Below are 24,981 nucleotides of genomic sequence, written 5' to 3' on the forward strand. Positions count from 1 at the left end.
GCACCTAAACTTTGCGACAAGAAATAGCGGTTCCACTGAAAACATTCTCACCCTTCCGTACGATGAGAATAATGCTGCAGGTTTTAACCTGGCTATGATGACCTTGCACTATTTGAATCAAAACACATTTGATCTAAGTGCACAGCCTTGGAATGGTTATGCTTCTCTCGAAGAATTCTACAATAACTTCGATGACAATGATGTTAGAAAGCAAAGTTTCATAGCTGGTCCTCAATTCTCTTCTGATGGATCTCGTTTAGAGGATCTTTCTTTTGAAGCTACGGATCCTGATGGAGCACCATTAACCTTCACTCCTCAAATCAACATGCTTGCTCCAAATGCTTTAAGACAAGCTGGTGTTAGAGTAGGGAAATTTGAATTGGCTCCTGGAGCAGGACAGGAATTGAGTAATGATTATCCACTATTCCGTTTGGCTGATATGATTTTGATTAAATCAGAAGCTGCTTTTAGACAAGGAAAAGTTGCTGAATCATTGGATGCATTGAACCAAGTAAGAACAAGAGCGGGTCTTGACCCATTAACAGAAATTACTTTAGATGCGATCTATGATGAAAGAGGATTCGAAATGTTTGCTGAAGCGAGCAGAAGAACAGATATGATACGATTTGGTAAGTTTGGCCAAGCATGGTGGGAAAAAGGAGCTTCTGAATCTTTCAGAAATATCTTCCCTATTCCACTTCAGCAGATCAATGCCAACCCTAATCTTGTACAGAACCCAGGTTATTAAATAACCCTTATTTGATAGTATTAAAAGGAAGTGCAACTACTGCACTTCCTTTTTTCACTTAAATTGCCAAGCAAATTCTTACTGGTTTAAAGATTGAAATCTCCGGATATCCCAAATTCAATTATTTAGCCCCATTCGTTAGGTATTTACTAATTCATCTATCAAACGATATATTACGAATCATGAAGACCATCCATAAACAACTGTACCTTTTCTCTCACATTCTTATTGTAGCACTTCTAAGCTGTATTTCATGCAAATCTGATTATCAAAGAATGGAAGATAATGAACTGGCTTCAGGCGAAACCTTCAACGAACTATTTTTAGGATTAGAGCTGGGAATGGAAAAAAAGACCTTTTATGAAAAGTGCTGGAAAATGAATCAAGAAGGCATCTTGCTCAATGGTCCAACTGAACTTTCTATAGAATACAAGGTGGAAATGCCATCAGGGCTTCCAACAAAAATGCGTTTTTACCCTAAATTTGATCAAAACAAAATTGTACTTGATGCCCGCAGATTATTCCTACGATGGATGGGCTCCCCGAAATTGAAGACTTAGCTGTAGAAAAACTCAGAGCAGACGTTGTCGCATTGTATGAGCAGTGGTATGGAGATGGTTTTATAGAAGTCAATAGCGAGGATGGTTCGCAGGTGGTCTTTGTAAAAATGGACGGGAACAGGCGAGTTAGGATTTATAAGAAGAATCTTTCCACAGTGAGAGCAGAAATCGTGGATCTGAAGATTCAAAAGCAGCTTGAAGAGTATCCATCATGAACAGTAAGACACTAACATTCCTCATTTTTATTTTGGCTACTTCTTGCGCCGAGAAAATAGAAGAATCTCCCACTTTATTCCAGTCCATAGACCCTATTTCAGCTGGAATATCTTTTCGAAATGACCTTCCATTTGATGAAGAGTTCAATATTTTCACCTACCGAAATTTCTATAATGGAGGCGGCGTAGCACTAGGAGATGTAAATAACGATGGATTACTGGACATCTACTTCACAGGTAATTTAGGCCCTAACAAACTTTACCTCAATAAAGGCAATTTTAAATTTGAGGATGTCACGGAAGCATCAGGAACTGCCGGGACTAGAGCTTGGAGTACAGGGGTAGCCATGGCAGATGTCAATGGCGATGGCCAACTGGATATATATGTGTGTAACTCCGGAGATATCGCCGGAGACAATAAACAGAATGAACTATTTATTAACCAAGGAGATGGCACCTTCACCGAAGAAGCTGAAATCTATGGTTTAGCAGATCAGGGCTTTTCTACTCACGCCGTTTTTTTCGATTATGATAAAGATGGTGACCTGGATGTTTACTTGCTAAACAACAGCTATCAAGCTATCGGTAGCTTCAATAAAATGCAAAATGAGCGACCAAAAAGGGATGCAGTTGGAGGTGATAAGCTGTTCAGGAATGATAATGGCAAATTCATAGATGTAAGCGAAGAAGCGGGAATCTATGGTTCCCTAATAGGTTTTGGACTCGGGATAACCATAGGAGACGTTAATCAGGATTCTTGGCCTGATATTTTCATTTCCAATGACTTCTTTGAGAAGGATTACCTCTACATCAACAATCAAGACGGTACTTTTACCGAATCCTTGGAAACAGCCATGCGCTCCATTTCTGCTGCTTCTATGGGTGCAGATATAGCTGACATCAATGGGGATGGAATGCTGGATATTTTTGTCACAGATATGCTTCCCGAGCCACAACAACGCCTGAAGCAAATAACCACTTTTGAAAACTGGGATAAATTTAAATTCAACAAAACTCACGGATACCACTACCAATTTTCCCGAAACATGCTCCACATCAATAATGGAGATGGAACTTTCAGTGAAATGGGCAGGCTTGCCAATATGGAAGCTACCGACTGGAGCTGGGGAGCCTTGATTTTTGACATGGACAATGACGGCAGGCGAGATTTGTTTGTCGCTAATGGAATCTATCAAGACATTACTGATTTAGATTACCTTAACTTCATAGATGATGACGCAACCAAAAGCAAAATCATCTCTCAGGAAGGCGTTAATTATAAAGCACTGATTGATCCAATCCCGATTAATCCTGTCCCTAATTACGCGTTTAGAAATCTAGGGGACTTAAAGTTTGAAAATATAGCTGATGCTTGGGGGCTCGGAAAAGCCATTCACTCGAATGGAGGAGCCTATGGGGATTTGAATAATGACGGTACACTTGATTTAATTATGCAACGTTAGCAATTCTCCTTCCTTATTCAAAAACATAGGAAGAGAATTATTCCCTGAAAACCATTCCCTGCAACTACAACTGATCGGAAAAGATAAAAACTCGCAAGCTATTGGAGCACAAGTGAAGCTCCTTGCTGGCGATCAGATTTTCTATATAGAGCAAATGCCTAACCGGGGTTTTGAATCTTCTGTAGATCCAAAATTGACGATTGGTCTTGGCAAAATTAAAAAAGTAGATCAAGTCAAAGTTTTATGGCCTGATGGAACTTACACACACGTTGAAAACGTCCTAGCGGATCAATTACTTACACTCAAATGGAGTGAATCCAAACCTCTTGCAGAAGGTGAGTATTTCTTTGAGCAACCGACTGAACCTTTTTTTCATCAGGAGGATAAGGTAAATATTGATTTCACACACAAGGAAAATCCCATGGTGGATTTTGATCGGGATCGTCTCACATTTCATATGTATTCTACAGAAGGGCCAGCTTTTGCGAAAGCTGATGTGAATGGAGACGGCGTTGATGATTTGTTTTTTGGTGGAGCAAAAGGATTTGCAGCGAAGTTATTTATAGGATCTAGCGATGGAAATTACATGTTCTCAAATCAAGCAACTTTTGAAGAAGATGCTGTTTCTGAAGACATGGATGCTGTTTTCTTTGATGCAAATGCAGATGGGACGCTTGATTTGCTCGTCGCATCTGGAGGTAACGAATCTGGACTAGGAGCACCTGAACTTACAGATAGATTATACTTAAATGACGGAAAAGGTAACTTCACCAAAAGTCAACAATCAAGTTTCAATTTAAACCGTGTAAGTAGCTCAGTAGTCCAAGTTCTTGATATCAATGAGGATGGAGCCCCCGATTTATTTGTCGGCGGTCGACTTGTCCCTTTTGTCTATGGAGCACCTGCAAACAGTAGCGTTTGGATTAATGATGGAGTTGGAAACTTCAGCGACCAAACAGGAACTTTCGCTCCCGAATTGAAAGAAATAGGAATGATTACTGATGCCAAAGTAGTAGATTGGGACAATGACGGCTTGAAAGATCTTGTTCTTGTTGGGGAGTGGACAGCTCCTATTTTCTTCAAAAATACAGGCGGTAAACTGCAAAAAATAGAGATGCCAGAGCTAGAAAACCTCAAAGGTTGGTATAGAACTCTGGAAGTGGCAGACTTGGACGGCAATGGACTTCCGGATTTGATTTTGGGAAATAACGGATTGAACTCACGTTTCAAGGTTTCTGATAGTACACCTGTCCGAATGTATCTGAATGACTTTGATCAAAATGGGTCCATAGAACACATTTTCACGCGTCAGGAAGGGGAAGTGCAAGTTCCTTACACGTTAAAGCATGAGCTTGAACGACAAATTCCTTCAGTGAAAAAGCGGTACATGCGATACAGCAATTACAATAACCAGACGCTCACAGACATTTTCCCTCAGGAAGTTTTGGATAGGTCCATCATAAACGAACTGAATAGCTTGGAGTCAGGCGTTTTGATGAACAATGGAACTGGTAAATTCTCCTGGAAGCCTTTTCCAAGAATGGCTCAGAGGTCCTATGTATTTGCAATTCATGTCTCTGACCTCGATGGAGATGGAATCCAAGATTTGATACTTGGTGGAAATCTTTTCAATGCTAAGCCTGAGGTAGGTAAATACGATGCCAGCTATGGAGATGTACTGATAGGTAAGGGAGATGGCACGTTTGATTATTGGCCAAACTTTAAAAATGGACTGAAACTAGCGGGAGACGTCAGAGCTTTTTCATCACTCGGAGACGGCAAAATATTGGTGGTAAAAAACAATGCTAAAGCTGAGATTTGGAAGTATTGAGCGTGTAGAAATGAGGAGATTATCAATTGTCTTTCTGGTTGGACTTGGAGTTGTTTTTTCTTGCCAGGAGAAAAAAACAGAGACACTTTTTGAGTTGATGGAGAATGAGCAGATCGGAATAACGTTTGAAAACTCACTCACCTCAACCGACTCACTGAACATTCTTGAATACTTGTATTTCTATAATGGAGGCGGAGTGGCTGCTGGAGACATCAACAATGATGGATTGGTGGATTTGTATTTTGCAGGGAATCAAGTTTCAAATCGCCTCTACCTCAACAAAGGCAATTTTCAGTTTGAAGACATTACTGAGTCTGCCGGAGTAAGTGGAAATGGTGGCTGGTCTACCGGAGTAAGTATGGCTGATGTGAATGGCGATGGCTGGCTGGACATCTATGTCTCCCAAATTGGGAATTACAAAGGATTATTGGGCAGAAACAGGCTTTATCTCAATCTTGGCAACAGCAAATTCGAAGAGAAAGCGGAGGAATATGGAGTCGATTTTATTGGCTTTGGCACCCAAGCTGCATTTTTAGATTTCGATAGGGATGGAGACTTGGACCTGTATCTCTTAACTCATTCTGTAAAATCTCCCGAGGTTTTTGCGAAAGCTGATCAAAGAAACATTCCTGATGCTTTGGGTGATAAGCTATTTAAAAACTTGACTTCCGAAGGAGAAATTGGATTCGAAGATGTCACGAAAGTTTCAGGAATTTATTCCAGTATTCTGGGTTTTGGACTTGGAGTCGGCACAGAAGATATCAATGGAGATGGCTGGCAAGATATTTATGTTTCTAACGACTTTACCGAAAATGATTACCTCTACCTGAACCAGCAGGATGGTACATTCAGAGAATCTGCACAAACCCTCATTTCAAGCACCAGCAGGTACAGCATGGGTAATGATCTGGCTGATATAAATGGAGATGGATTACCCGAAATTTTCACAACTGATATGTTGCCGATAGATCCAGCGATTTGGATGAAATCCGTGGGGGAAGACAAGCAAGAAGTGTATCAGATTAAAAAGAAATTTGGGTATTCCGATCAATACGTCCGTAACCATCTTCAACTCAACCAAGGCAGTGAAGGCTTCAGTGAGATCGCACTTTTTTCTGGGGTACATGCTTCAGACTGGAGTTGGTCTCCCTTGATTTTTGACATGGATAATGACGGATTACCTGATATTCATATCACTAATGGAATTGAAAAGCGCCCAAATGATCTTGATTTTATTCAATACAGTCAGCAAGCAGAGCCAAATTTGAGCATGACTGAGCTTCGCCGAAAGCAAATTGAGATGCTTCCAACTGTAAAACTCCCAAATCTCAGTTTTAGAAATAAAGGAGGATTGAAATTTGAAGATCAATCCAGGATATGGGGCTTGGATCAACCTAGTTACTCAAATGGCTCAACTTATGCTGATTTGGACAACGATGGCGATCTGGATTTGATCATCAATAACCTAAATCAACCTCCATTTATCTATCAAAATCACGCTGAAAAATCAGGCAATTCTTTTCTCCGAATCAATCTAGCAGGCAAAGGAAATAACCCTCTAGGTATGGGAGCCAAAGTTGGAGTTTATTATAATGGCAATTCTATTTTCCAACAATATTCTGGAAGCCGAGGATTCATGTCAGGTACTTCCTCCACGTTGGTTTTTGGCTTGGGAAAAGCTCAATCTATAGATTCCCTGTCCGTAGCTTGGCCAAGTGGCGATAGTGAGATTTTTCAAGTAGACTCAATCGACCAAACTTATACCCTAACCCAAGGCACTGGAAAACCATACATCATCCCAGAAAGCAAGAATCTCCAAGAAAACTCATTCCCTGAAGTGCGATGGGTACACCAGGAAAAAAATAATATCGATGAAACTAAACGGGAGTATCTGACTCCAAAAAGCTTTGCAAGCATGGGGCCTTCTTTAGCTGTTGGTGATGTTAATAATGACGGTTTGGATGATTTTTACGTAGGCGGAGCCTTGGATCAGCCAGGTGCACTTTTCCTCCAACTTCCCGATGGAGAATTTGTTGAAAAGGAAAACATTGTCTTCGAGCAGCTAGCTAAGGCAGAAGATATTGTTGCAGAGTTTGCAGACTTGAATGGTGATGGGAATCTTGACTTATATGTAGGAAGTGGTGGAAATGAATATAAAAGCGGTGCGCTATTCAACTTTGATCGCATATTTTATGGAAATGGCAAAGGAGACTTTCAGTTTAATCCGATGGCACTTCCTAAAATTGGAGAAAATACCTCCACCATAGCTATTCACGATGTAGACGCAGATGGAGATCTGGATATTTTCGTAGGCAGTTCTGTGGTTAGCGGAGATTATGGAGCTACGCCCAAAAGCGCATTGCTGATCAACCAAGGCAATGGAATGTTCATAGACAAGACCAAAGAATGGTTTGGCACATCTACTGAATTAGGAATGATTAACTCAGCTGTATGGGCTGATCTCAATGCAAACGGAGAAAGAGAATTGATCCTCACAGGAGACTGGCAAGGAATACGGGTTTTCGAAAATAATGATGGTAAATCCCTTAAAGAAAGAAAGGTCAATGGGCTAGAATATTCTGCCGGTTGGATTCAAAGTCTTTCTGTTGCTGATATAAATGGAGATGGAACTTTGGATATTCTGACAGGGAATCTTGGATTGAATTCCAAATTGAAAGCCAGTGTTGAGAAACCGCTTTGGCTATATCATGGAGATTTTGACGAAAATGGTCAGGCTGATCCTTTAATCTTTCACTACATGGGAGATCGCCTGGTGCCTTTTGCTACCCGGGACGATTTGATGAAGCAGATTCCAGGAATAAAGAAAAACATAGCTCCTACCAACAATATGCAGCGTTGTCAAGCCCAGGAGATCTTTTCTCAGAGGAAGTGCTGGAAAAGTCCTCGAAACATGCTGTATATGAATTTCGCTCAGGAGCCTACCTTCAGCAAACTGATGGAAGTTTTATATTTGATCCCTTTCCAGATCAAGCCCAACTTTCCCCTATTTTCTCTGTTTCTTGGTCAGAGTCTGAGAAGGCAATCCTACTTGGTGGTAACTTTGTAGATTTTAGAGTAGACCGTGGCAGGAACACCGCAGCCCCCTTCATATCCTTCCAATGGTCTCCAAATGGCTGGAATGAGACCTTATTTCAAAATGATATTCTGTTGAAGTCCGAAATTCGAATTATTAAAAAAATCAAAGTAGGAACGAGTCATTTTGGCCTTGCAGCAAGTAATTCGGGGCCTCTCTATTGGATAGCTCTGGACTGAAACCTTTTGATAGTTACTTAATTTCCAATAGCTTTGACGCCCGAACAGGTCAAGAAGAAATCCGTAATACCAAAGAGAGCAAGGATTTCCATCCCAATAAAACCACAAAATTAAATCCTAAAATATGCGTACCGTTAAATTCATGCTCTTTTCAGGCTTACTCCTGATTGCAGCTTCATGCGCAGAACAAGCCGATTACTCCCAAGCCATCACTGATGGACACTATATAAGTGAAGCTCAGGAAAAAATCACAGAAGTGATTATTCATGATATTTTCTCTCCACCAGTGGCAGCAAGAATCTACAGCTATGCCTCTTTGGCGGCTTATGAAGTAGCCGCATCAGTTGACCCCAATTCTGAGTCCCTTCTTGGGCAATTAAATGGTTCGGAGAAAGTAACTTTCACACCATCTGAAAAGGTGTACCCACCACTAGCTTCGCTTGCAGCTTATTATTATGTTGGAACGGGCTTGATCTTTTCCGAAGAATTAATGAATGAGCACAGGGATGCAACCTATAAAACCCTGAAAGCAAAGGGTATCCCAGAGGATGTTTTTGAAGCATCTATTGCCTACGGCAAAGAAGTGGGAGACGTAATTAAAGCATATTCATCAAAAGACAATTACCACCAAAGTCGATCTTTCCCAAAATTCACCGTAACGGAAGAAGAAGGAACTTGGCAGCCAACTCCGCCCGCATACATGGAGGCGATTGAACCGCATTGGAATAAAATCAGAACCTTCGTCTTGGACTCAGCTTCCCAATTCAGCCCCTTACCACCTCCTCCTTTTTCTACAGATCCTGAAAGTGAATTTTTCAGAGTAGCCAAAGAAGTATATGACATGGATAAAGGTGCTACTCAAGAACAAAAAAACATTGCCCTATTTTGGGATTGCAATCCCTACAAAATGAATGTAAAAGGTCATGTGATGTTTGCAGAAAAGAAAATCACACCGGGTGGTCACTGGATGAGCATCGCTGCAATTGTATCTAAAGCTGCAAAGAAAGATTGGAAAGAGACAGCAGAAGCACTAGCACTGACTGCTATTTCACTAAATGAAGCTTTTATTTCCTGCTGGGATGAAAAATACAGAAGCAATTTGATCAGACCAGAGACCTACATCAATCAACATATAGATGAACAATGGGTACCGCTTTTGCAAACACCACCATTCCCAGAGCATACCAGCGGCCATAGTGTAGCATCGGCAGCGGCTGCTTATACCTTAGCTCATTTATTTGGTGATGAGTTTCACATTGTTGATAGTTCTGAAGTAGCCTACGGCTTACCAGTTAGGGAATATGACTCTTTTTCTCAAGCCGCAGAAGAAGCTGCTTTGAGCAGGTTTTATGGAGGGATTCACTATAGACCAGCGATCGAATACGGGATCACCCAGGGAAGAGAATTAGCAGAATTCATCTGGACCAAAGTAGACACAAAGCCCAAAAGTGTAGCTAGTAACTAACAAAAAAGCATCCGCCACAACGGATGCTTTTTTGTTACCAAATCATGAAATAAGGCTAGTGAATGAACTCATCAGAGCTCATCTTGTTTATATTCATGGAGATATTCTCTATCTTAACTCCTCACCTTTTTGAATTGGACTTTTCCATTTCTCGTTTTTAAACTACTTATATATGTCAAAAACCATTATCGTTTCAAATCGCCTTCCTATCAGCTTAAGACATCGCAACGGCCGATTCGAGTTCAAACCAAGTGCAGGAGGATTAGCAACTGGACTGGGATCTATCTATAAAGAAGGAGAGAATATTTGGATCGGATGGCCGGGAAATACCGTTGACGACCCCGAGCAAAGAGCGGAGATCATCCTCGAACTTCACGATCTCAAAATGGCTCCAGTATTCTTATCCAAGGAAGATGTGGAAGAATTTTATGAAGGATTCAGTAACGAAACGCTCTGGCCAGCTTTTCATTATTTCACACAATACATGGTTTACAACCCAGAGCATTGGGAGGCTTATGTTCGTGTAAACCAGAAGTTTTGTGATGCTATATTGAAAAAAGCAGGTCCAGACGACACCATCTGGATTCATGATTATCAGTTGCTTTTACTTCCACAGATGCTGCGTGAAGTACTGCCTAATGCCACCATCGCCTTTTTCCAACATATCCCATTCCCATCTTATGAGATTATCCGGATGATACCTTGGAGAAAGGAATTGTTGGAGGGAGTTTGTGGAGCTGACTTAATTGGTTTCCACACCTATGATGACATGCGTCACTTCCTAAGTGCAGTCGGTAGGATTACAGGATTGTCTAGCGAAAGCGGCTACATCCAAGCTGAAAATAGAATCATCAATGTGGACTCATTCCCCATGGGAATTGACTACGATAAATTTGCGAAGCAAGCAAAAAGCAAGCGAACGCTACGCTTTGTAGAGGAATTTGGTAAGCAGGTAGAAGATCAAAAATTGCTGCTTACCATTGATCGCTTAGATTATTCCAAAGGAATTCCGCAGCGAATTCAAGCTTTTAATCAGTTACTAGAGCAGCACAAAGAACTTCATGGCAAAGTATCCATGATCATGATCGTGGTACCAAGTCGGGACAAAGTGCAATCCTATAAAGAGCTGAAAGAGGAGATTGACCTATTGGTGGGCCGGATCAATAGTGAGTACTCAACTTTGAATTGGGTACCGGTACACTATTTCTACAGAAGTTTTCCATTCGAAGAACTCAGTGCTTTTTACAACATGTCAGACATCGCGCTAGTAACTCCGCTGCGTGATGGTATGAACTTAGTTTGTAAGGAATTTGTGGCAAGCAAAACTGACCAGACCGGTGTATTGATTCTCTCTGAAATGGCTGGTGCATCCAAAGAGCTTCAAGATGCTATTCTCGTCAATCCTAACGATCGTCAAGGCGTAGTCGATGCCATATTCAATGCGCTGTCCATGCCACTGGATGAGCAAAAATTCAGAATAAATAGCATGCAGGAAAGCTTGAAGAAATACGATGTATTCCAGTGGGTGAAAGTGTTCATGGATCGTCTGGATCATGTTAAGAGAAAGCAGGAAGAGCTTACCTCCAAAGATGTAGATGCTAAAGTAATGAACGAGATTCAGGCAAGCTTCAAAAAGGCAAAAAATGCTGTTTTGTTCCTAGACTATGATGGTACGCTAACTGGATTTCACTCGGATCCTCAGAAGGCTATACCAGATGCAGAATTGAAAGGGATAGTAAAAGACCTTAGCAAACTGGCTCAAGTAGTTGTTATCTCAGGAAGAGATAAGGATACACTTGGAAGATGGTTTGAAGGTCAACATATAGACATGATTGCTGAGCATGGTGTGTGGGTCAAAAAGAAAGAAAACAAGGGAGATTGGGAACTGTATGCAGAAGTAGAGGACGGATGGAAAGATGATATCCGACAGATCATGGAATATTACGTTCTAAGAACTCCAGGAGCCTTCATCGAAGAAAAACACCACTCACTCGTTTGGCACTATAGAAAAGTAGAAAGTGGTCTGGGAGATCTCAGGATGCGAGAACTTTTCAGTCATCTTAAATATATGGCCAGAGGTCACAACTTGCAGGTTTTGGAAGGAAATATGGTCTTGGAAATCAAACGCCCAGATATCAATAAAGGCCGAGCAGCCACAGCAATGATGAAAGGCGCAGAATACGACTTTATCTTAGCGATTGGAGATGACTGGACCGATGAAGATACGTTCAAGGCGATGCCAAAAAATGCCTATTCCATCCGGGTGGGCTATGCATTTACCCAAGCAAATTTCAATATTAAATCAGTTAAGCAAGTGAGGCAATTGCTTCAGAAGTTGACTTCTTGATATCCGTATTAATTATCAAAAATGATGTAGGGGCGAAAGATTTTTCGCCCCTACTTTTGTGGCCTTTGCGTCACACTCCGTACCCACTGTGGCTGACTACCCTAAAGGTATTTTTTATACAGATTATCCAAGATTCTCTTATCAGTTTCGGTCAATGCGGAATCTATATCCCGCTGAATAAAATGCAATTTAAATGATTGAATCGCAGCTTGTGGATCACTTACGTCATAGCCAATAATTCGTAATGCCAAAACTGGATCTAACATAGTCTGTGGCAATGAGTCTGACCTTTCTATAGCGATAGGTGAACTATCCTGAGAAGATAGAACCGGGAAAACTACATCCTCATCATACCATAAGCCATACCCTTCCTCAGCCAGCATTTTCCAAGGGAAATAGGTACTCGGGTCAACTTTTCTAGATGGAGCAATATCCGAATGACCGATAAAATTGGCAGTTGGAATTCCATACTTCCACTTCAAGCGCTTGAGCAAAACCAATAAACTTTCGATCTGAGCCACAGTAAATGGTTCACTTCCATTATTATCTAACTCTATTCCGATAGAAGCTGAATTAAGATCAGTGTCATTCCCCCATCTCCCTCTTCCAGCATGCCAAGAGCGCAAATAATCATTCAGCATCTGAACGATCTCACCATCTCTACCTACGACATAATGAGAACTTACCTGAGTTCTGCTTAATGTGAATGTATTAATCGTTTGCTTCAATGAGTCTTGAGCTGTGTGGTGGATGATCACATAATTTGGCTTTCTAATGCTGAAGTTTGTAGTCCCAACCCATTCATCAGTAATGCTGAGGGTATCGTAATCCAGCTCAGCCTTTGTTTTCGGAATTTCTTGAATGGTAGCCGTGGCTTCTTTGACGGCCTTTTTATGCGCTTTATTATTCTTACGGTAAATGTCTTTGGAACAAGAAAAAAAGGCTAGTGAAAGGCAGATCAATAAGAAGGCAGCTGTAAATCTTTGGAAACTCATAAGTAGTACTAGTTAATTAGAACGGGAAACTACAAGGATTGTACTAAGTCTGAAAACCAACTGTAGAAAATTGATGGGTTATAAGAATAACCTTTGAGGTCTTTTTTGGGCCTCAAAGGATTTTTGTTCAAAAAAATTAAATCTTCGAGGAAATCCCGAAGTCTGACGACATTCGGGATTACACCTCAAAGGTTAAAAACGAATTATAAGAAATTTGGTCTGTCCAGCTTTTTGCCAATACGGAAAGCAGCATTCATTAATCCTACATGAGAATACGCCTGAGGAAAATTACCCCATTGGCTTCCTGTCTTCTGATCTACATCTTCGGAGAATAACTGCAAATGATTACAGTATTTCACTAAGGTTTCGAAGCCCTCTACAGCCTCATTCAATCTTCCTACGCAAGCTAGTGCCTCAATGTACCAGAATGCACAAATTAAGAACGTAGTCTCTGGCACACCAAAATCATCCATGTGCTTGTAACGATAGAATAGGAAATCCTTTGCCAACAACTCATCTTCCAAAGCTTTCAGATGATCATTTGCCCGCTCCAGATCTTCTCCAAAATATCCCATAGTGATCAACTGTAACGTGGAAGCGTCCATATAAGTGGACCCAATTGCCTGGCCATACGCCTTACGATCCGGGAGATAACACTCCTCTATTTTCTTAACTGCCATATCCCGAAGAACTATTGCTTTTTGATACATGCTGTCATCCTTCAGACGAATACCAATTTTTGCGGCAGCACAGGCTCCTGCCCAGTGAAACAAGAAGGTATAGCAGTGCTCCTGAGCTAGATTTCTAAACTCCCAGAGCCCCGCATCTTTCTCATTCATCGTGGCTTCGATCTTATTCAGCAGATTCATGATCATCGGCTTGGAGCTACTTCTCTCTTCTTCCGTGAAACGCTGATCTGAATAAAGTGGCAGCAAGGAAACTGATCCCTGGCCGTAGAGATCATTCTGAATGTGGGTATAAGCCTGATTACCAAAGCGAACTGGCTTCTCACCCATATACCCATCCAAATCTGAAATCTCCTCTATCAAAAGCGAATCTCCAGTGATGGAATATAACGGCTGGTAACGTCCATCAGGTTCAGGTCGTAGGTTATGTATAAACTCGAAGTACTTTTCTAATTCCTCAAAGTGGCCTAAGCTATTGAAACAAGTCAGCGTATAATAGCTATCCCGAATCCAGCAATAGCGGTAATCCCAGTTTCTGGTAGATCCGGGAGATTCTGGCAAACTGGTGGTAGAGGCAGCGATGATTGCTCCCGTATCTTCGTACTGGTGGATTTTCAGGATCAAAGCCGAGCGTAGTACTAGCTTCTGATGAAAATTCGAAATACTGGTGGACTTCACCCATTCTTGCCAATAAGCTGTAGTGGCATGTAAAAACCGCTCCGAGGTAGTTTCTATAGGAGCTTCCAAAGGTCTACCATAGGTAAGCACCAAGTAAACCGGCTTGTTCAAAGCAAAAGCTTTCCTGTCCATAATGTAGCTCAGCGGAGCGTTGGTAGAAAGTCTGAGCTCCTGATCTGTATCCATAAAGCGGATATGATTAGATCCCATACTCGATTTTAGCAATCTGGCTCCATGCTCAGCCGAAGGTTGGCATTTGATCAGAATTTTAGGCGAACCTGATATCGCTTCGATCTTGCGAATCAGCATCAGTGGCTTGTAGTAGCGATCGAAGTTTTTGAATCTGGGAGCAAAGTCAGTGACAGCATAGCTTCCCTCTTCGGATTTGACCGTTGTCTTCAGGACATTGGTGTTTTCCAAATACTCCTGAGAGGACTTAAAATTTCCAGACTCCGGATGAATGGTGAATTCTCCACCCTTCTCCCTGTCTAGCATTCCCCCAAAAATAAAATCAGAATCAAATCTTGGCAGACACATCCAGCTGATATTGGTGTCCAGTTCCACATGGGCGATAAAGGCGCAATTGCCGATCACCCCACTTCCATAGGTATGTTTTTGCATTAAGGTCAGGTTTGAAGTTGAAAAGTTAGGGCTTTTGGGTCAAGGTTCAAGAAAGGGAAAAAGAGTGCTTAATCCAAAAAATACGGGGATTTTAGCATTGCTCCTTTATAAATATGACTAGCCTCCTGTAAGGATTAAAATAAAACATCACTCACTCTTCTCATATTCAAGAAAATCAATTACCTGCTTTTTAAACAAACTGGGAATTCCTGATTCTGCATTGATTATTACATCCTCGCCATCTACAAAATAAGACTGGATCGCCTTGACTTCATAAGGTATTTGATCAAGCTGATTCATTTCATAGAATTTATTCTTTTTATCATAAAGCACAGAATAGGGATATCCCATATCATCCAACATTCGAACTAGATCACTTTTATCAATTCTTTGATTTTTACCCGCAAACACCCAGATCACCTCCAGTTCAGGGTAATTGAATTTTAGATCAATCCATCCTTTAGAGTTCATCTCCAAGAAAAAAAGATCCCTTTGAGTTAAATCCAAATAACCCACGAATTTCTTAGGACATTCCAGACAAAGTGGCTTAGAGTTTTCACCAATTCGCAATTCTTCTAAGCCTTCTGGAAATTTTATTGTAGTAGGATGATCTCTGCATGAACTTAGTAAAGTGATAGTTAGAAAAAGGCAAAGCGAGAGATAAATTTTTCTTTTAATCATTAAACTTAGTTGTGAGTAATATTGGATAGTCATAGTTCATTTCTTGGAGGTTAGGTGGTAAATCCCCTTCCAATTTCTTTTTCAATACCGAGTGATAGGTCAAAAACGTAATTTCTCCATTTTCCATTGCAATAGGGTCACTGTACACCTCTTCTTCAGAGGATGTGCCATCCCAATAGTTTGAATCCCCAGTCTCCTTATTGATGAGAAGTAATTTCTTGAAAGAACCTGCCTTACTTTGAATATGGATGTTAACCAAGTAATTGCTATCATCTTCAAAGACTGATTTTATCGTTGCAAATCCGTTTTCCTGTAGTCGACTAAATCCTACCATGAGATCTACATCCCAAAAGTTATCTGGAAGTGAATACTTTCCCATATCAATTTCCAAAATAGGCATTAATCCTGCCTCAGAATATTCATAAACTCGGTTGTTGAAAATTTCGGAATAGAGCAGGTTTTCACCTGATTCATAGAAATTTCGCTCCCCCATTGGTAGCATTTCATTCTCATAATCATTAGGCAAAAAAGTAGATTGAATGATCCCAATTGAATCTGTCAAAACAACCCGGTCAGCTACAATTGGGAGGTTATATCCACCAGCCAAAAGAAAATTACCAGAAGATGGAATGGTAAATGACCCTGCCAAATAATCGGTTTCAAAAACTGTAGTGAGCTCAGCGGCGTCTTCAATTTTAATGATAGTGGACTTATCGCCCAATGAAGACAAAACCAGCAGGTTGCCTTCATTATCAATTTGAAAATCCTGCAAACCCAGCAGTTGACCTGGCCCTTCACCTATCGGAGGCTGCGGCACCTAGATATTTCCCATCAGAAGAAAATTGATGCACTGCATTTCTTGTCCCAATGTCCATCACATAATAACTCTCTTCATTTTGGCGCACCCTCAAATCGAGCCCCATCAAGTTAAATTGATTGGTTTCTAATGGGATGAGTTCCAGAATTTCAAACTTTTCTAGGTTCATTAGTTCTGATTCCTCAAGTAGAACGTGAAGAATACTTTCGTCAGAAACTTTTTCAGAATTAGTTTTGCAGGAAAAAAAGGTTATTAAAATAAAAATCAGGGATAAGCGAAAGTACATATAATCAGTTTTTTAATTCAAAAAAAACAATATAACAATTAGAGGCAAACGAGCCTCTAATTATCACCTATTTATAGAGAACACTTATAGCATGCTTCATAAGCTGCAGAGCATAAATGCCCAGTTTGATAGTTTTCACAGTTATAGACTACAACTTCCCCAGAGCACCAATACATTCTTTGATAGCAAGGTTTTACAGGAACGTCTGCTTTAGCGTGGAAAGATACTCCTGTGCTCATCATAGCCCCAATAAAGGCCATTCCAAATAATAACTTTTTCATAAAATTGAATAATTAAATTGTTTAAAAAATCCCGGCCGGAATCAGGTCTCACTTAAGACTTCGGTATAAGTTTATTATTTTTTTTTAATCGCAAGGATTAGTTTGAAAATAACTAGAAACTTATTTACACAGCAAATACCTGTGTATTAACCTCATTTTTTACAATGAAAGTTACTTCATCTGTTATGCAGCTGCATAACTGAGACTGCTTTCTTAAACAACTTCTTTCCTAGATATATTCTGACACTGCTTCATGAAGGCAAAAAAAACTCACATACCCTAATATTTAAAAACTGCAATACCTGGATTTTGATCTTCTGTTAACGCGTAGATTTTTGATTCCTCTTCATCCACAGCAATAGATATAATTGGCACATCAGTCTGGAAGTGCGCTATAGGCCTTCCCGCCAAATCAAACTGAAATATATCCCGTGAAGTTTCACCGAGAGCTCTACCTTCAGCTAAAGTTTTTCCAATAAAAACAAGGAAGATGAAGTTCTTCGTCACACAGACGTCACTATATCCATATTTAGTGTTTTCATCAAGAACCGCGAATTTAACATCACCATCATTTCCAACATCATATTTAGTGTCCTCATTAAAAGGTCCATTAACTTCAATATGCTTTTTATTGTTAAAATTAAATATTTCGAATTGGTCAAATTTCAACTTCGATAAAACATAGACCTGATTATCTTTATTGTAATACTTTGCTCCTTGATGCAAATCGCTCAATATAAAATTAGCATCCTCAGACAACTCTTTATTTGTCACCCAAAGACCAGCGCTATCTATCGTATTTCCCTGAATATCAAAAACTTTTAACTTAGAAGGGCCAAAATTCATATAAGAAATAATTTCGCCTGATTGTTTCCAGTTCATAGACATAGCCTGAAACCACTTCTGATTTTGAACAACTACTGATTTAGCCAGTGATAATGTGTCATATAAGGTGAACTCATAAAATGCTTTACCCATATTTGAATATGCCCAAATAGTGCTGTCATTAAAACCTGAATCTATTCCCCTAACATTTACAAATTCTCCAGGCCCCTCTCCTTTTACTCCTTTTCCAGTCACATATCCTAATGTAGATTTATCAAGTAGATGCATTAGTCGCTTATCCGATTGGCTACCAATTATTATAAATTTTCCCTTCAGATAAATTTTAAAGGGAGTCAAAATTTCATTATAAGTGTACTTTTGGGATTTCAGTTTTTCACTCCGTCCAAATGATCCTACTTCAAAAGTATTTTGATTCTCGAGTTTGTCTGAACTTGGACTTGGACTGCACGAACTCAAAATAAGGATGATAAGTAATATTCTTTTCATCAAATATTTATTTGCATGGTTTAAAGAAAAGCTGAGATGAATCTCAGCTTTTATATATTAGATTAAGAACAAAAATCTGCCTCAACCTTTTCTGTTCCATTATATGGCCATCCAAATCTATCAACACATTCACTTATTTTCCAAGTTTGACAACAAACCCATTTTGGTACAGGCTCCGTTGCCTGGACACTAACACTGCTAAACATCATAGCCCCAAAAAAGAAGGCCATTCCAAATAATAACTTTTTCATAAAACTTTAATATTGAACTAATTAAAAAAACTCGGCCAAGAATAAGGTCTCACTTAAGACTTCGGTATAATTTTACTATTTTTTTTTTTTTAATCGCAAGAGTTAGTTTGAAATAAAACTATCTTTTTATTCACAAAGTTGAAATAAGTATTTAAAATACGATTTACTTAGTTTAAAATAACTAAGTATCACAAATACAACTTCTTATCTCGGATATAATCTGCTATGTAATCAGGAAGGAGGTATTTGACAGAATCAATGATTAGTAATCAAACCGCACCAGATTTGGTTCGCGATCTACGGTCACTCCATAGATAGCTCTATTCTCCTCATCCACTGCAAATCCAAATATAGGATAGTCCAACTGATATTGGTTTAAGATATTCCCGTTGTAGTCAAATTCAAAGATTCGATTGAGATTATCCGGACTACTTAGTTCTCGATAAGGTTTTCCCCTAAATAAAGCAAAAAAAGAATTCTCACCTAAAGAAACATCAGAGTACCGGGTAGTTTTTTCTCTACCAAAATCAGGCATTTGATAACCCCTAGAATAAGCAATGTCAAATCTCTGAAGCTCTTGAGATGGACCTATAATCGTTTTGGATTTGTATCCATCTAGATCGATAATGTCAATATGGTCCACACCAGTTCCAACTTTCACTACCATTTCACCATTTGCATTAGCCTTGATCGGCCCCTGAAACATAGTACTGATTAAGTTGGCATCAAGGTCTTCTGGAGTATATCCGTTGGGTAGTTCCCAGTGACGGACTGTCTCTTTCCAGTCCCCCATCAAATGTAAGGTATCCCCTTGTTTAGTCAGGTGAAGGTATTTAGTCAGACCATCGACCGCACTTCCAAATAAGGTCTGACCCTTACCCCAAGTCAACCGAGTTAGAAAAAAACTAGTCTCTGGTGATCGAAATTCCTCTTCTGCAAGTTTATTGGAATCCAATAAATCATACTTCGAGAATTTGCGGATTTCGGGATCATAGGCCCATACTTTGTTTTTTTCTCCTGCATCCTCTATCTGAGAGATCACCGTAATTTCTCCAGGTCCTAGTCCATCGATTCCCTTAGACTGGAGGTATGTTCCTGATGCCAAATCAATTACATGGAACTTATTGTCATTGACATTTTTTATTTCAAAAACAACAGCAAGTCCATCTTTTATCATAACCCCTTTAGGATTGATTATTTCAGGGATATTGTATTTCTCTCCGACAAGTTCTGTAGGCTGAGGTAAATCCTCTTCAGTAAAATATATGATATTTTCATCCTCCTTAGAAGTACAAGAAAGAAGATATGCCACACCAATAAATGCCAAAACCCTAGTCAATCCAGCAAATTCAAATTGATGAAGAAGGGGAAAAACTCCCCCTCTTTTCATATTTAACAACCAGATACGCATCTAGTCCAGGTTGACAAGTAAACAGTACCAAATGTTGGATGATCACAATCCTCTTCAGATTGACAACAAACTCCTCCATATGAGTTCGTACTTCCTTCAGGACAAGGTTCTTCCTCCTCCTGTGCCATAAGTGTCACACTTGTAAACATCATCGACCCCATAAAGGCCATTCCAAATAATAACTTTTTCATAAAACATAGAGTTTTAATTAATTAAAAAATCCCGGCCGGAATCAGGTCTCACTTAAGACTTCGGTATAAGTTTACTATTTTTTTTTAATCGCAAGGATTAGTTTGAAATAAAATTATGTTTGTATTTACAACGTTAAAATCACCCTTTTTAAACAGCTTAAATTTAAACTACAAATTATCTTTAATTTTGAATGACAATAGTAAAAATTGATCTTCGAAAGAAATAGATTCATCAATCGAACCCCTCAGATCTTCACTTACTTTTTCTAAATCTAAATTGGACAAAGACTCTGGCGAAACAACATATGTAAAAATATTGTCCCTAAAATAAATATGTCTAAATAAAAAGATCCCATCAAAATCATTGTACAAACTTGTTCCTTGAAAAACAAAATTTGAGTGTGGAAAATAAAAATACCTCATAAATGATAATGCACCATTGTCTGACTTGATATAATTAAATGATATCACTTTATCATTTAACACTAAATAATCTATATTAGTAGAATAAGTCTTATCATTAAAAACCCTATCAATTTCATCAATAGAAGAAAAACTTCCGAACAACTTATTAGGAAAGTTAACTATGCTTTTTTCAACAATTCTATTTACATTCACATCAAATTTGTAAATAGTATCATTAAATGCTTGTGTAAAATAGATACTTTTACTCATCCTATTAAAATAAATAGAATTATCTTGAAATTTTATATCAGTAGGTCTTTGCAAAATATCAGAGAATGTGATTTGACCGTTATCCCAAATAATCAAATTATTAGATACATTTTTACCATTAAAAATATTTTCTTGAGCTAAATATATAAGATACTTTTTATCACTTATTTTTTCAAAATTCTCAAAAAACAAACCGATCTTTATCGATTCTTTAAATTTAAAATTTGAATCATAGATAATGATTTTTTGACCAACCTTATCATAAACTTCTATAGTTTTATTTTCAGTATCAACTCTAAACCTCTGTAAATACTGATATTCTTCAGGTCCTTCTCCTCGTTTTTCTAGAGTTGTTAATAGATCACCTTCTTTTGAAAATTTAAAAATAATACCAAAATTTTTATCCAAAACATATATATGATTATCCAAAAAATTAATTTGATCAATTTTAAGAAGGATATATCCGATCATTAAACTTGAGTCTCAGGATAGAAGGTTTTTCAAATATGGTTGATGTAAGTATTTTTTCGTGCTCTAGGGGAACTTCAATTTCCCCTAGAGTTTTTGTCGATTTTGACACGAAATTAGAATTATTACCAATCCGAAAATCATTAAAATTCTCATATTCAACTTCCTATTGATGGACATGTTGGAGTAAGTGGCGTATAAATTTGAACATGATACATAATTACACATAAAAACGCCTCCCGGTTCACAGCATTTACCTGTAACAGGTATTATAGATCCATCTGGACATTCAGACCTCCCCCCATAGTACCTTTTTTCTGACCCTCTATCGTCTGCTAATGATGAATTAGTAATAAGCTAATGCCCCAAAAAGGATCATCCCAAATAATAATTTTTTCATGATTGAAAATAGTTAAAGATTGATTCAAAAAATCCCGGCCGGAATCAGGTCTCACTTAAGACTTCGGTATAAGTTTACTATTTTTTTTAATCGCAAGAGTTAGTTTGAAATAAAACTATCTTTTTATTCACAAAGTTGAAATAAGTATTTAAAATACGATTTACTTAGTTTAAAACAACTCAGTGCTCACAAATACAACTTCTTATCCCGGATATAATCTGCCACTCCATCAGGAAGAAGGTACTTGACAGAATTTCCAGCAAGAATAGATTTGCGGATAAAGGTGGCTGAGATATCTAAAAGTGGTGCGTCGATCAGCTTGATATTCGGATGCTCAAAGGAGATCGCGTCGCCTGGTCGTGGATAGACGAAGATCTCATAGTTGTCCAGAATGGTCTGGTAATTCTTCCAGCGCTTCAGGCTGGAGTTCAGATTATCCGAACCTAAAAATAAGCAAAACTGGTGCTGTGGATGTTGGTCAGTCAGGTAAGCGAGTGTATCTATGGTGTAGCTTGGCTTGGGCATGGAAAACTCCACATCTGAAGCCCGAAACTGGTAATTGTCCTCGATCGCCAGCTCCACCATTCGCAGTCTATCAAACTCATGAATCAAAGACTGGCGTTTTTTGAGAGGATTCTGCGGACTCACTACAAACCAAACCTGATCTAGATCGGTGCGGTCATGAAGCGTATCTGCGATGATCAGATGACCAATATGTATGGGATTGAAAGAACCGAAGTATAGACCGATTTTCAAGATTTTATCTAGCTAAAAATTCGCTGACCAAATACTCAGCTTCTGCAGACGACTTCGAGAATTCGTCATTGACAACCGTCACATCAAACTGCGGCTCAAACTTGGATTCGAATTCCGCTTTGAATAAGCGGCGGGAAAGTGATTCTTCGGATTCCGTTCCTCTATCACTGAGTCGGGTTTTGAGCACTTCCAAGCTAGGTACTTTCACAAAAATCGCCAACGCCTGCTCTCCGAAATATTTTTTCAAGGCTAATCCACCTTTCACATCCACATCGAAAATAACTGCTTTACCTGAATCCCAGATACGTTGGATCTCTTCTTTCAGTGTACCGTAGAAGTTACCGGCATAGACTTCTTCCCATTCTATAAATGCGTCTTCGTCTATTTTCTTGATGAATTCCTCCTGAGAGAGGAAGTAGTAATCTTTGCCATGAACCTCATGTCTTCCCCGCTTGTCGCGTGTACAGGCGGAAATAGAAAATCCCAAATTTGGGATATTTTGGATCAAATGCTTGACTAACGAAGTTTTGCCTGATCCAGATGGGGCAGAAAAAATAATGGCCTTTCCTTGGGTCATGACTATTTAATATCCTGAATCTCTTTGCGAATACGATCCGCAAGTTCAGTAGGTACAGCGTGTTTAGTGCATTTTGTCTTCAATACATCGCGGATAGCCTGCTTCAGGTGGTAATGTTCAAAACACGGTTGGCATTTGGCCAGCTTTTCCTTCAAGACTTCCTTGCCAGAATCTTGCAGCTCACCGTCCAAAATACTTTCTAGCAGTTCGAAGCATTTGCTCTCGTCACTGCATTGCATCTTTCGCTCTCCAGATGGGTTGTCATTCATTTCCATGGGTAATTTTTTAATTATTCCTCCTCGTCCGTATTATATCCCATATTATGGGCATATCCTTGAAGCTTCTCTTTCAATAGATTTCTTGCGCGGTGCAGTCTGGATCTCACTGTCCCAATAGGGATATCCAGAATCTTGGCCATCTCTTCGTAGGTAAAACCTTCCAAATCACACAGGATAATTACCGTACGAAAATCTACCGCCAAACTATTCAATGCATTAGAGATCTCATCACCAAGCATATCTTTGACAGATTCTGCCCTGAGATCACTAGTACTTTGGTAGTGAACGTCATCCGAGTTGTAATAAGTTTCAACTTCCTGATAATCTACCTTCGTGGGCTGCTTTGATTTTTTCCGGTACTCATTAATAAAGCTGTTTTTCAGGATTCTGAAAAGCCAGGCTTTGGCATTCGTACCTTGCTCAAATGAGTTGATAAACCGATAGGCTTTCAGGTAAGTATCCTGCACAAGATCTTTGGCATCATCTTCATCGAAGGTGAGCCTGTAGCCAAAATTGTACATGGAGTCTATGTGTGGCATAAACTCACCATCGAAGATGGCATTTTTCTCTTCCTGAGAATATTTTCTGCGCTGAACTTCCGACATAAGCTCCAAAAGTAACAATTGGGTCAATTTATAACTAGAAAATGAGAATAAATCGAACGCATTCGTTTTAAAAAGCGTTCACAAATCTTCTAAATACACGCACTAACTTTAGTCTTAGCCGAGATGTTTATACTTAGACTCCTCTCCAGATTGCCTTTATCGGTACTATATATTTTTTCAGACATCCTGTACTTAATAGCTCGATATGTAATTGCCTACCGCAAAAAAGTCATCGACGAAAACCTTCTTTATGCATTTCCTGAAAAAACTCCTGCTGAAAGGAAGTTGATCCGAAACAAGTTCTACAGAAATTTTACCGATGCTTTTTTTGCTGAGACATTCAAGATGCTGACGATTTCCGAAAAAGAGCTTAGGAAAAGATTTCAAGTAGTTAATCAGCACTTAGTGGATGAACCAGTAAAAAATGGTAAAAGCTCCCTCATGATGGCAGGCCATGTCTTTAATTGGGAGATGGCAATTCTGGGAGTTGCATTAAATACCGAAGTGACTGCTGAAACAGTATATTTAAAGCTTAACAACCCCTTCTTCAACAAACTAATGTTGGCGATCAGGACTCATTTCGGAGGTATCATGACCGAGAAAACGGCCTTCAGGCGCAGCATGATTACCATGAGAAACACCCCAAGAATTGTCCATCTCGCTGCCGATCAGCGACCTCCCGTGTCGGACAGTCGTTATACTAAGAAATTCATGAATCGAAATGCATTATTTTTTGAAGGTGGAGAAGTACTTGCAAAAAAAATGAATCTACCGGTATTCTATGGTCAAATGACCAAAATAAAGCGAGGTCATTACCGTTTCGAATTCTCAGAACTTGCAAAACCGCCCTATGATGATCATGCCCCACATAGCATAACAGATGAGTTTAGCAGAAGACTTCAAGAAAACATCGTCTTGCAACCAGACCTATATCTGTGGAGTCATAAGCGCTGGAAATTGTAATGGTCAGCAAAGTTTCATTATGAAGAACTGAAGGCAGATGGATTACTTATGCTGACAAAGTTTTAGAAGAAGAAATCGGTTGATTTCCTTTTCTTTGTAAAGAACTCATCAGCTTGATATCCCTAAA

The 24,981-nt window shown here is 39.3% G+C and carries 21 protein-coding genes and 1 pseudogene; 8 read left to right on the forward strand and 14 right to left on the reverse strand.

Annotated elements, in window-relative coordinates:
• The 7 genes and pseudogenes from AC0L6R_RS00005 to AC0L6R_RS00035 form a co-directional block, all read left to right on the forward strand.
• On the forward strand, positions 1-748 hold a 748-nt coding region (locus tag AC0L6R_RS00005), incomplete at its 5' end, for a RagB/SusD family nutrient uptake outer membrane protein (protein WP_473269312.1).
• A 182-nt stretch (positions 749-930) separates the two neighbouring features.
• Positions 931-1,308: a hypothetical protein gene (locus AC0L6R_RS00010; protein ID WP_473269313.1), complete on the forward strand. Its 378-nt coding sequence runs from the start codon at positions 931-933 to the stop codon at positions 1,306-1,308.
• Positions 1,278-1,523: a hypothetical protein gene (locus tag AC0L6R_RS00015; protein WP_473269314.1), complete on the forward strand. Its 246-nt coding sequence runs from the start codon at positions 1,278-1,280 to the stop codon at positions 1,521-1,523. Before AC0L6R_RS00010 ends, AC0L6R_RS00015 begins: the two co-directional genes overlap by 31 nt.
• Positions 1,520-4,817 (forward strand): annotated as a pseudogene (locus AC0L6R_RS00020) (VCBS repeat-containing protein). The gene AC0L6R_RS00015 and the pseudogene AC0L6R_RS00020 overlap by 4 nt, the downstream one beginning before the upstream one ends.
• Positions 4,789-7,884: a VCBS repeat-containing protein gene (locus AC0L6R_RS00025; RefSeq protein ID WP_473269315.1), complete on the forward strand. Its 3,096-nt coding sequence runs from the start codon at positions 4,789-4,791 to the stop codon at positions 7,882-7,884. Before AC0L6R_RS00020 ends, AC0L6R_RS00025 begins: the two are co-directional and overlap by 29 nt.
• A gap of 330 nt (positions 7,885-8,214) precedes the next feature.
• A complete protein-coding gene (locus tag AC0L6R_RS00030) occupies positions 8,215-9,555 on the forward strand; it encodes a vanadium-dependent haloperoxidase (protein ID WP_283414112.1) in 1,341 nt (446 codons plus the stop codon).
• Positions 9,556-9,727: 172 nt separating this feature from the next.
• The gene (locus AC0L6R_RS00035; RefSeq protein WP_283414111.1) at positions 9,728-11,902 is read left to right on the forward strand and encodes a bifunctional alpha,alpha-trehalose-phosphate synthase (UDP-forming)/trehalose-phosphatase; all 2,175 of its coding nucleotides are present in this window, start codon (positions 9,728-9,730) and stop codon (positions 11,900-11,902) included.
• A 101-nt stretch (positions 11,903-12,003) separates the two neighbouring features.
• Here AC0L6R_RS00035 and AC0L6R_RS00040 read toward each other — a convergent pair whose 3' ends face one another.
• The 14 genes from AC0L6R_RS00040 to AC0L6R_RS00105 all read right to left on the reverse strand — a co-directional run bounded on the left by AC0L6R_RS00040 (position 12,004) and on the right by AC0L6R_RS00105 (position 23,891).
• Positions 12,004-12,897, reverse strand: coding sequence for an N-acetylmuramoyl-L-alanine amidase (locus tag AC0L6R_RS00040; RefSeq protein ID WP_473269317.1), 894 nt, complete (start codon positions 12,895-12,897; stop codon positions 12,004-12,006).
• 203 nt (positions 12,898-13,100) lie between these two features.
• A complete protein-coding gene (locus tag AC0L6R_RS00045; RefSeq protein ID WP_473269319.1) occupies positions 13,101-14,882 on the reverse strand; it encodes a glycoside hydrolase family 15 protein in 1,782 nt (593 codons plus the stop codon).
• 147 nt (positions 14,883-15,029) lie between these two features.
• Entirely contained in the window at positions 15,030-15,563 is a 534-nt protein-coding gene (locus AC0L6R_RS00050; protein WP_473269321.1) for a hypothetical protein, read from the reverse strand.
• Positions 15,556-16,335, reverse strand: coding sequence for a 6-bladed beta-propeller (locus AC0L6R_RS00055; RefSeq protein WP_473269322.1), 780 nt, complete (start codon positions 16,333-16,335; stop codon positions 15,556-15,558). Before AC0L6R_RS00055 ends, AC0L6R_RS00050 begins: the two co-directional genes overlap by 8 nt.
• 22 nt (positions 16,336-16,357) lie before the next feature.
• On the reverse strand, positions 16,358-16,666 hold the full coding sequence (locus AC0L6R_RS00060) for a 6-bladed beta-propeller (protein ID WP_473269324.1): 309 nt from the start codon (positions 16,664-16,666) through the stop codon (positions 16,358-16,360).
• A gap of 71 nt (positions 16,667-16,737) precedes the next feature.
• Positions 16,738-16,947: a hypothetical protein gene (locus AC0L6R_RS00065; protein ID WP_473269325.1), complete on the reverse strand. Its 210-nt coding sequence runs from the start codon at positions 16,945-16,947 to the stop codon at positions 16,738-16,740.
• Between the two features lie 279 nt (positions 16,948-17,226).
• A complete protein-coding gene (locus AC0L6R_RS00070; RefSeq protein WP_283414106.1) occupies positions 17,227-18,279 on the reverse strand; it encodes a BF3164 family lipoprotein in 1,053 nt (350 codons plus the stop codon).
• A gap of 513 nt (positions 18,280-18,792) precedes the next feature.
• A complete protein-coding gene (locus tag AC0L6R_RS00075; protein ID WP_473269326.1) occupies positions 18,793-19,920 on the reverse strand; it encodes a BF3164 family lipoprotein in 1,128 nt (375 codons plus the stop codon).
• 2 nt (positions 19,921-19,922) lie between these two features.
• Positions 19,923-20,132: a hypothetical protein gene (locus AC0L6R_RS00080; protein WP_473269328.1), complete on the reverse strand. Its 210-nt coding sequence runs from the start codon at positions 20,130-20,132 to the stop codon at positions 19,923-19,925.
• 168 nt (positions 20,133-20,300) lie between these two features.
• Positions 20,301-21,278, reverse strand: coding sequence for a 6-bladed beta-propeller (locus AC0L6R_RS00085; protein WP_473269330.1), 978 nt, complete (start codon positions 21,276-21,278; stop codon positions 20,301-20,303).
• 583 nt (positions 21,279-21,861) lie between these two features.
• Positions 21,862-22,431 (reverse strand): nicotinate (nicotinamide) nucleotide adenylyltransferase, encoded by a 570-nt coding sequence (gene nadD / locus AC0L6R_RS00090; protein WP_473269331.1) that lies wholly within the window; start codon positions 22,429-22,431, stop codon positions 21,862-21,864.
• A gap of 4 nt (positions 22,432-22,435) precedes the next feature.
• Complete coding sequence (gene gmk, locus AC0L6R_RS00095) at positions 22,436-23,008, reverse strand: guanylate kinase (protein ID WP_283414101.1); 573 nt, start codon at positions 23,006-23,008, stop codon at positions 22,436-22,438.
• A 2-nt stretch (positions 23,009-23,010) separates the two neighbouring features.
• Positions 23,011-23,283, reverse strand: a complete 273-nt coding sequence (locus AC0L6R_RS00100) for an anti-sigma factor (RefSeq protein WP_473269332.1) — start codon at positions 23,281-23,283, stop codon at positions 23,011-23,013.
• 14 nt (positions 23,284-23,297) lie between these two features.
• Entirely contained in the window at positions 23,298-23,891 is a 594-nt protein-coding gene (locus AC0L6R_RS00105; protein ID WP_283414099.1) for a sigma-70 family RNA polymerase sigma factor, read from the reverse strand.
• Between the two features lie 123 nt (positions 23,892-24,014).
• On the opposite strand from AC0L6R_RS00105, the gene AC0L6R_RS00110 reads away from it, so the two are divergent.
• Positions 24,015-24,854 carry a lysophospholipid acyltransferase family protein gene (locus AC0L6R_RS00110; protein WP_283414098.1) on the forward strand — a complete coding sequence of 280 codons (840 nt, stop codon included), beginning with the start codon at positions 24,015-24,017 and terminating at the stop codon, positions 24,852-24,854.
• Positions 24,855-24,981 lie beyond the last annotated feature (127 nt).

The organism is Algoriphagus sp. 10J20-15, from assembly GCF_055809615.1.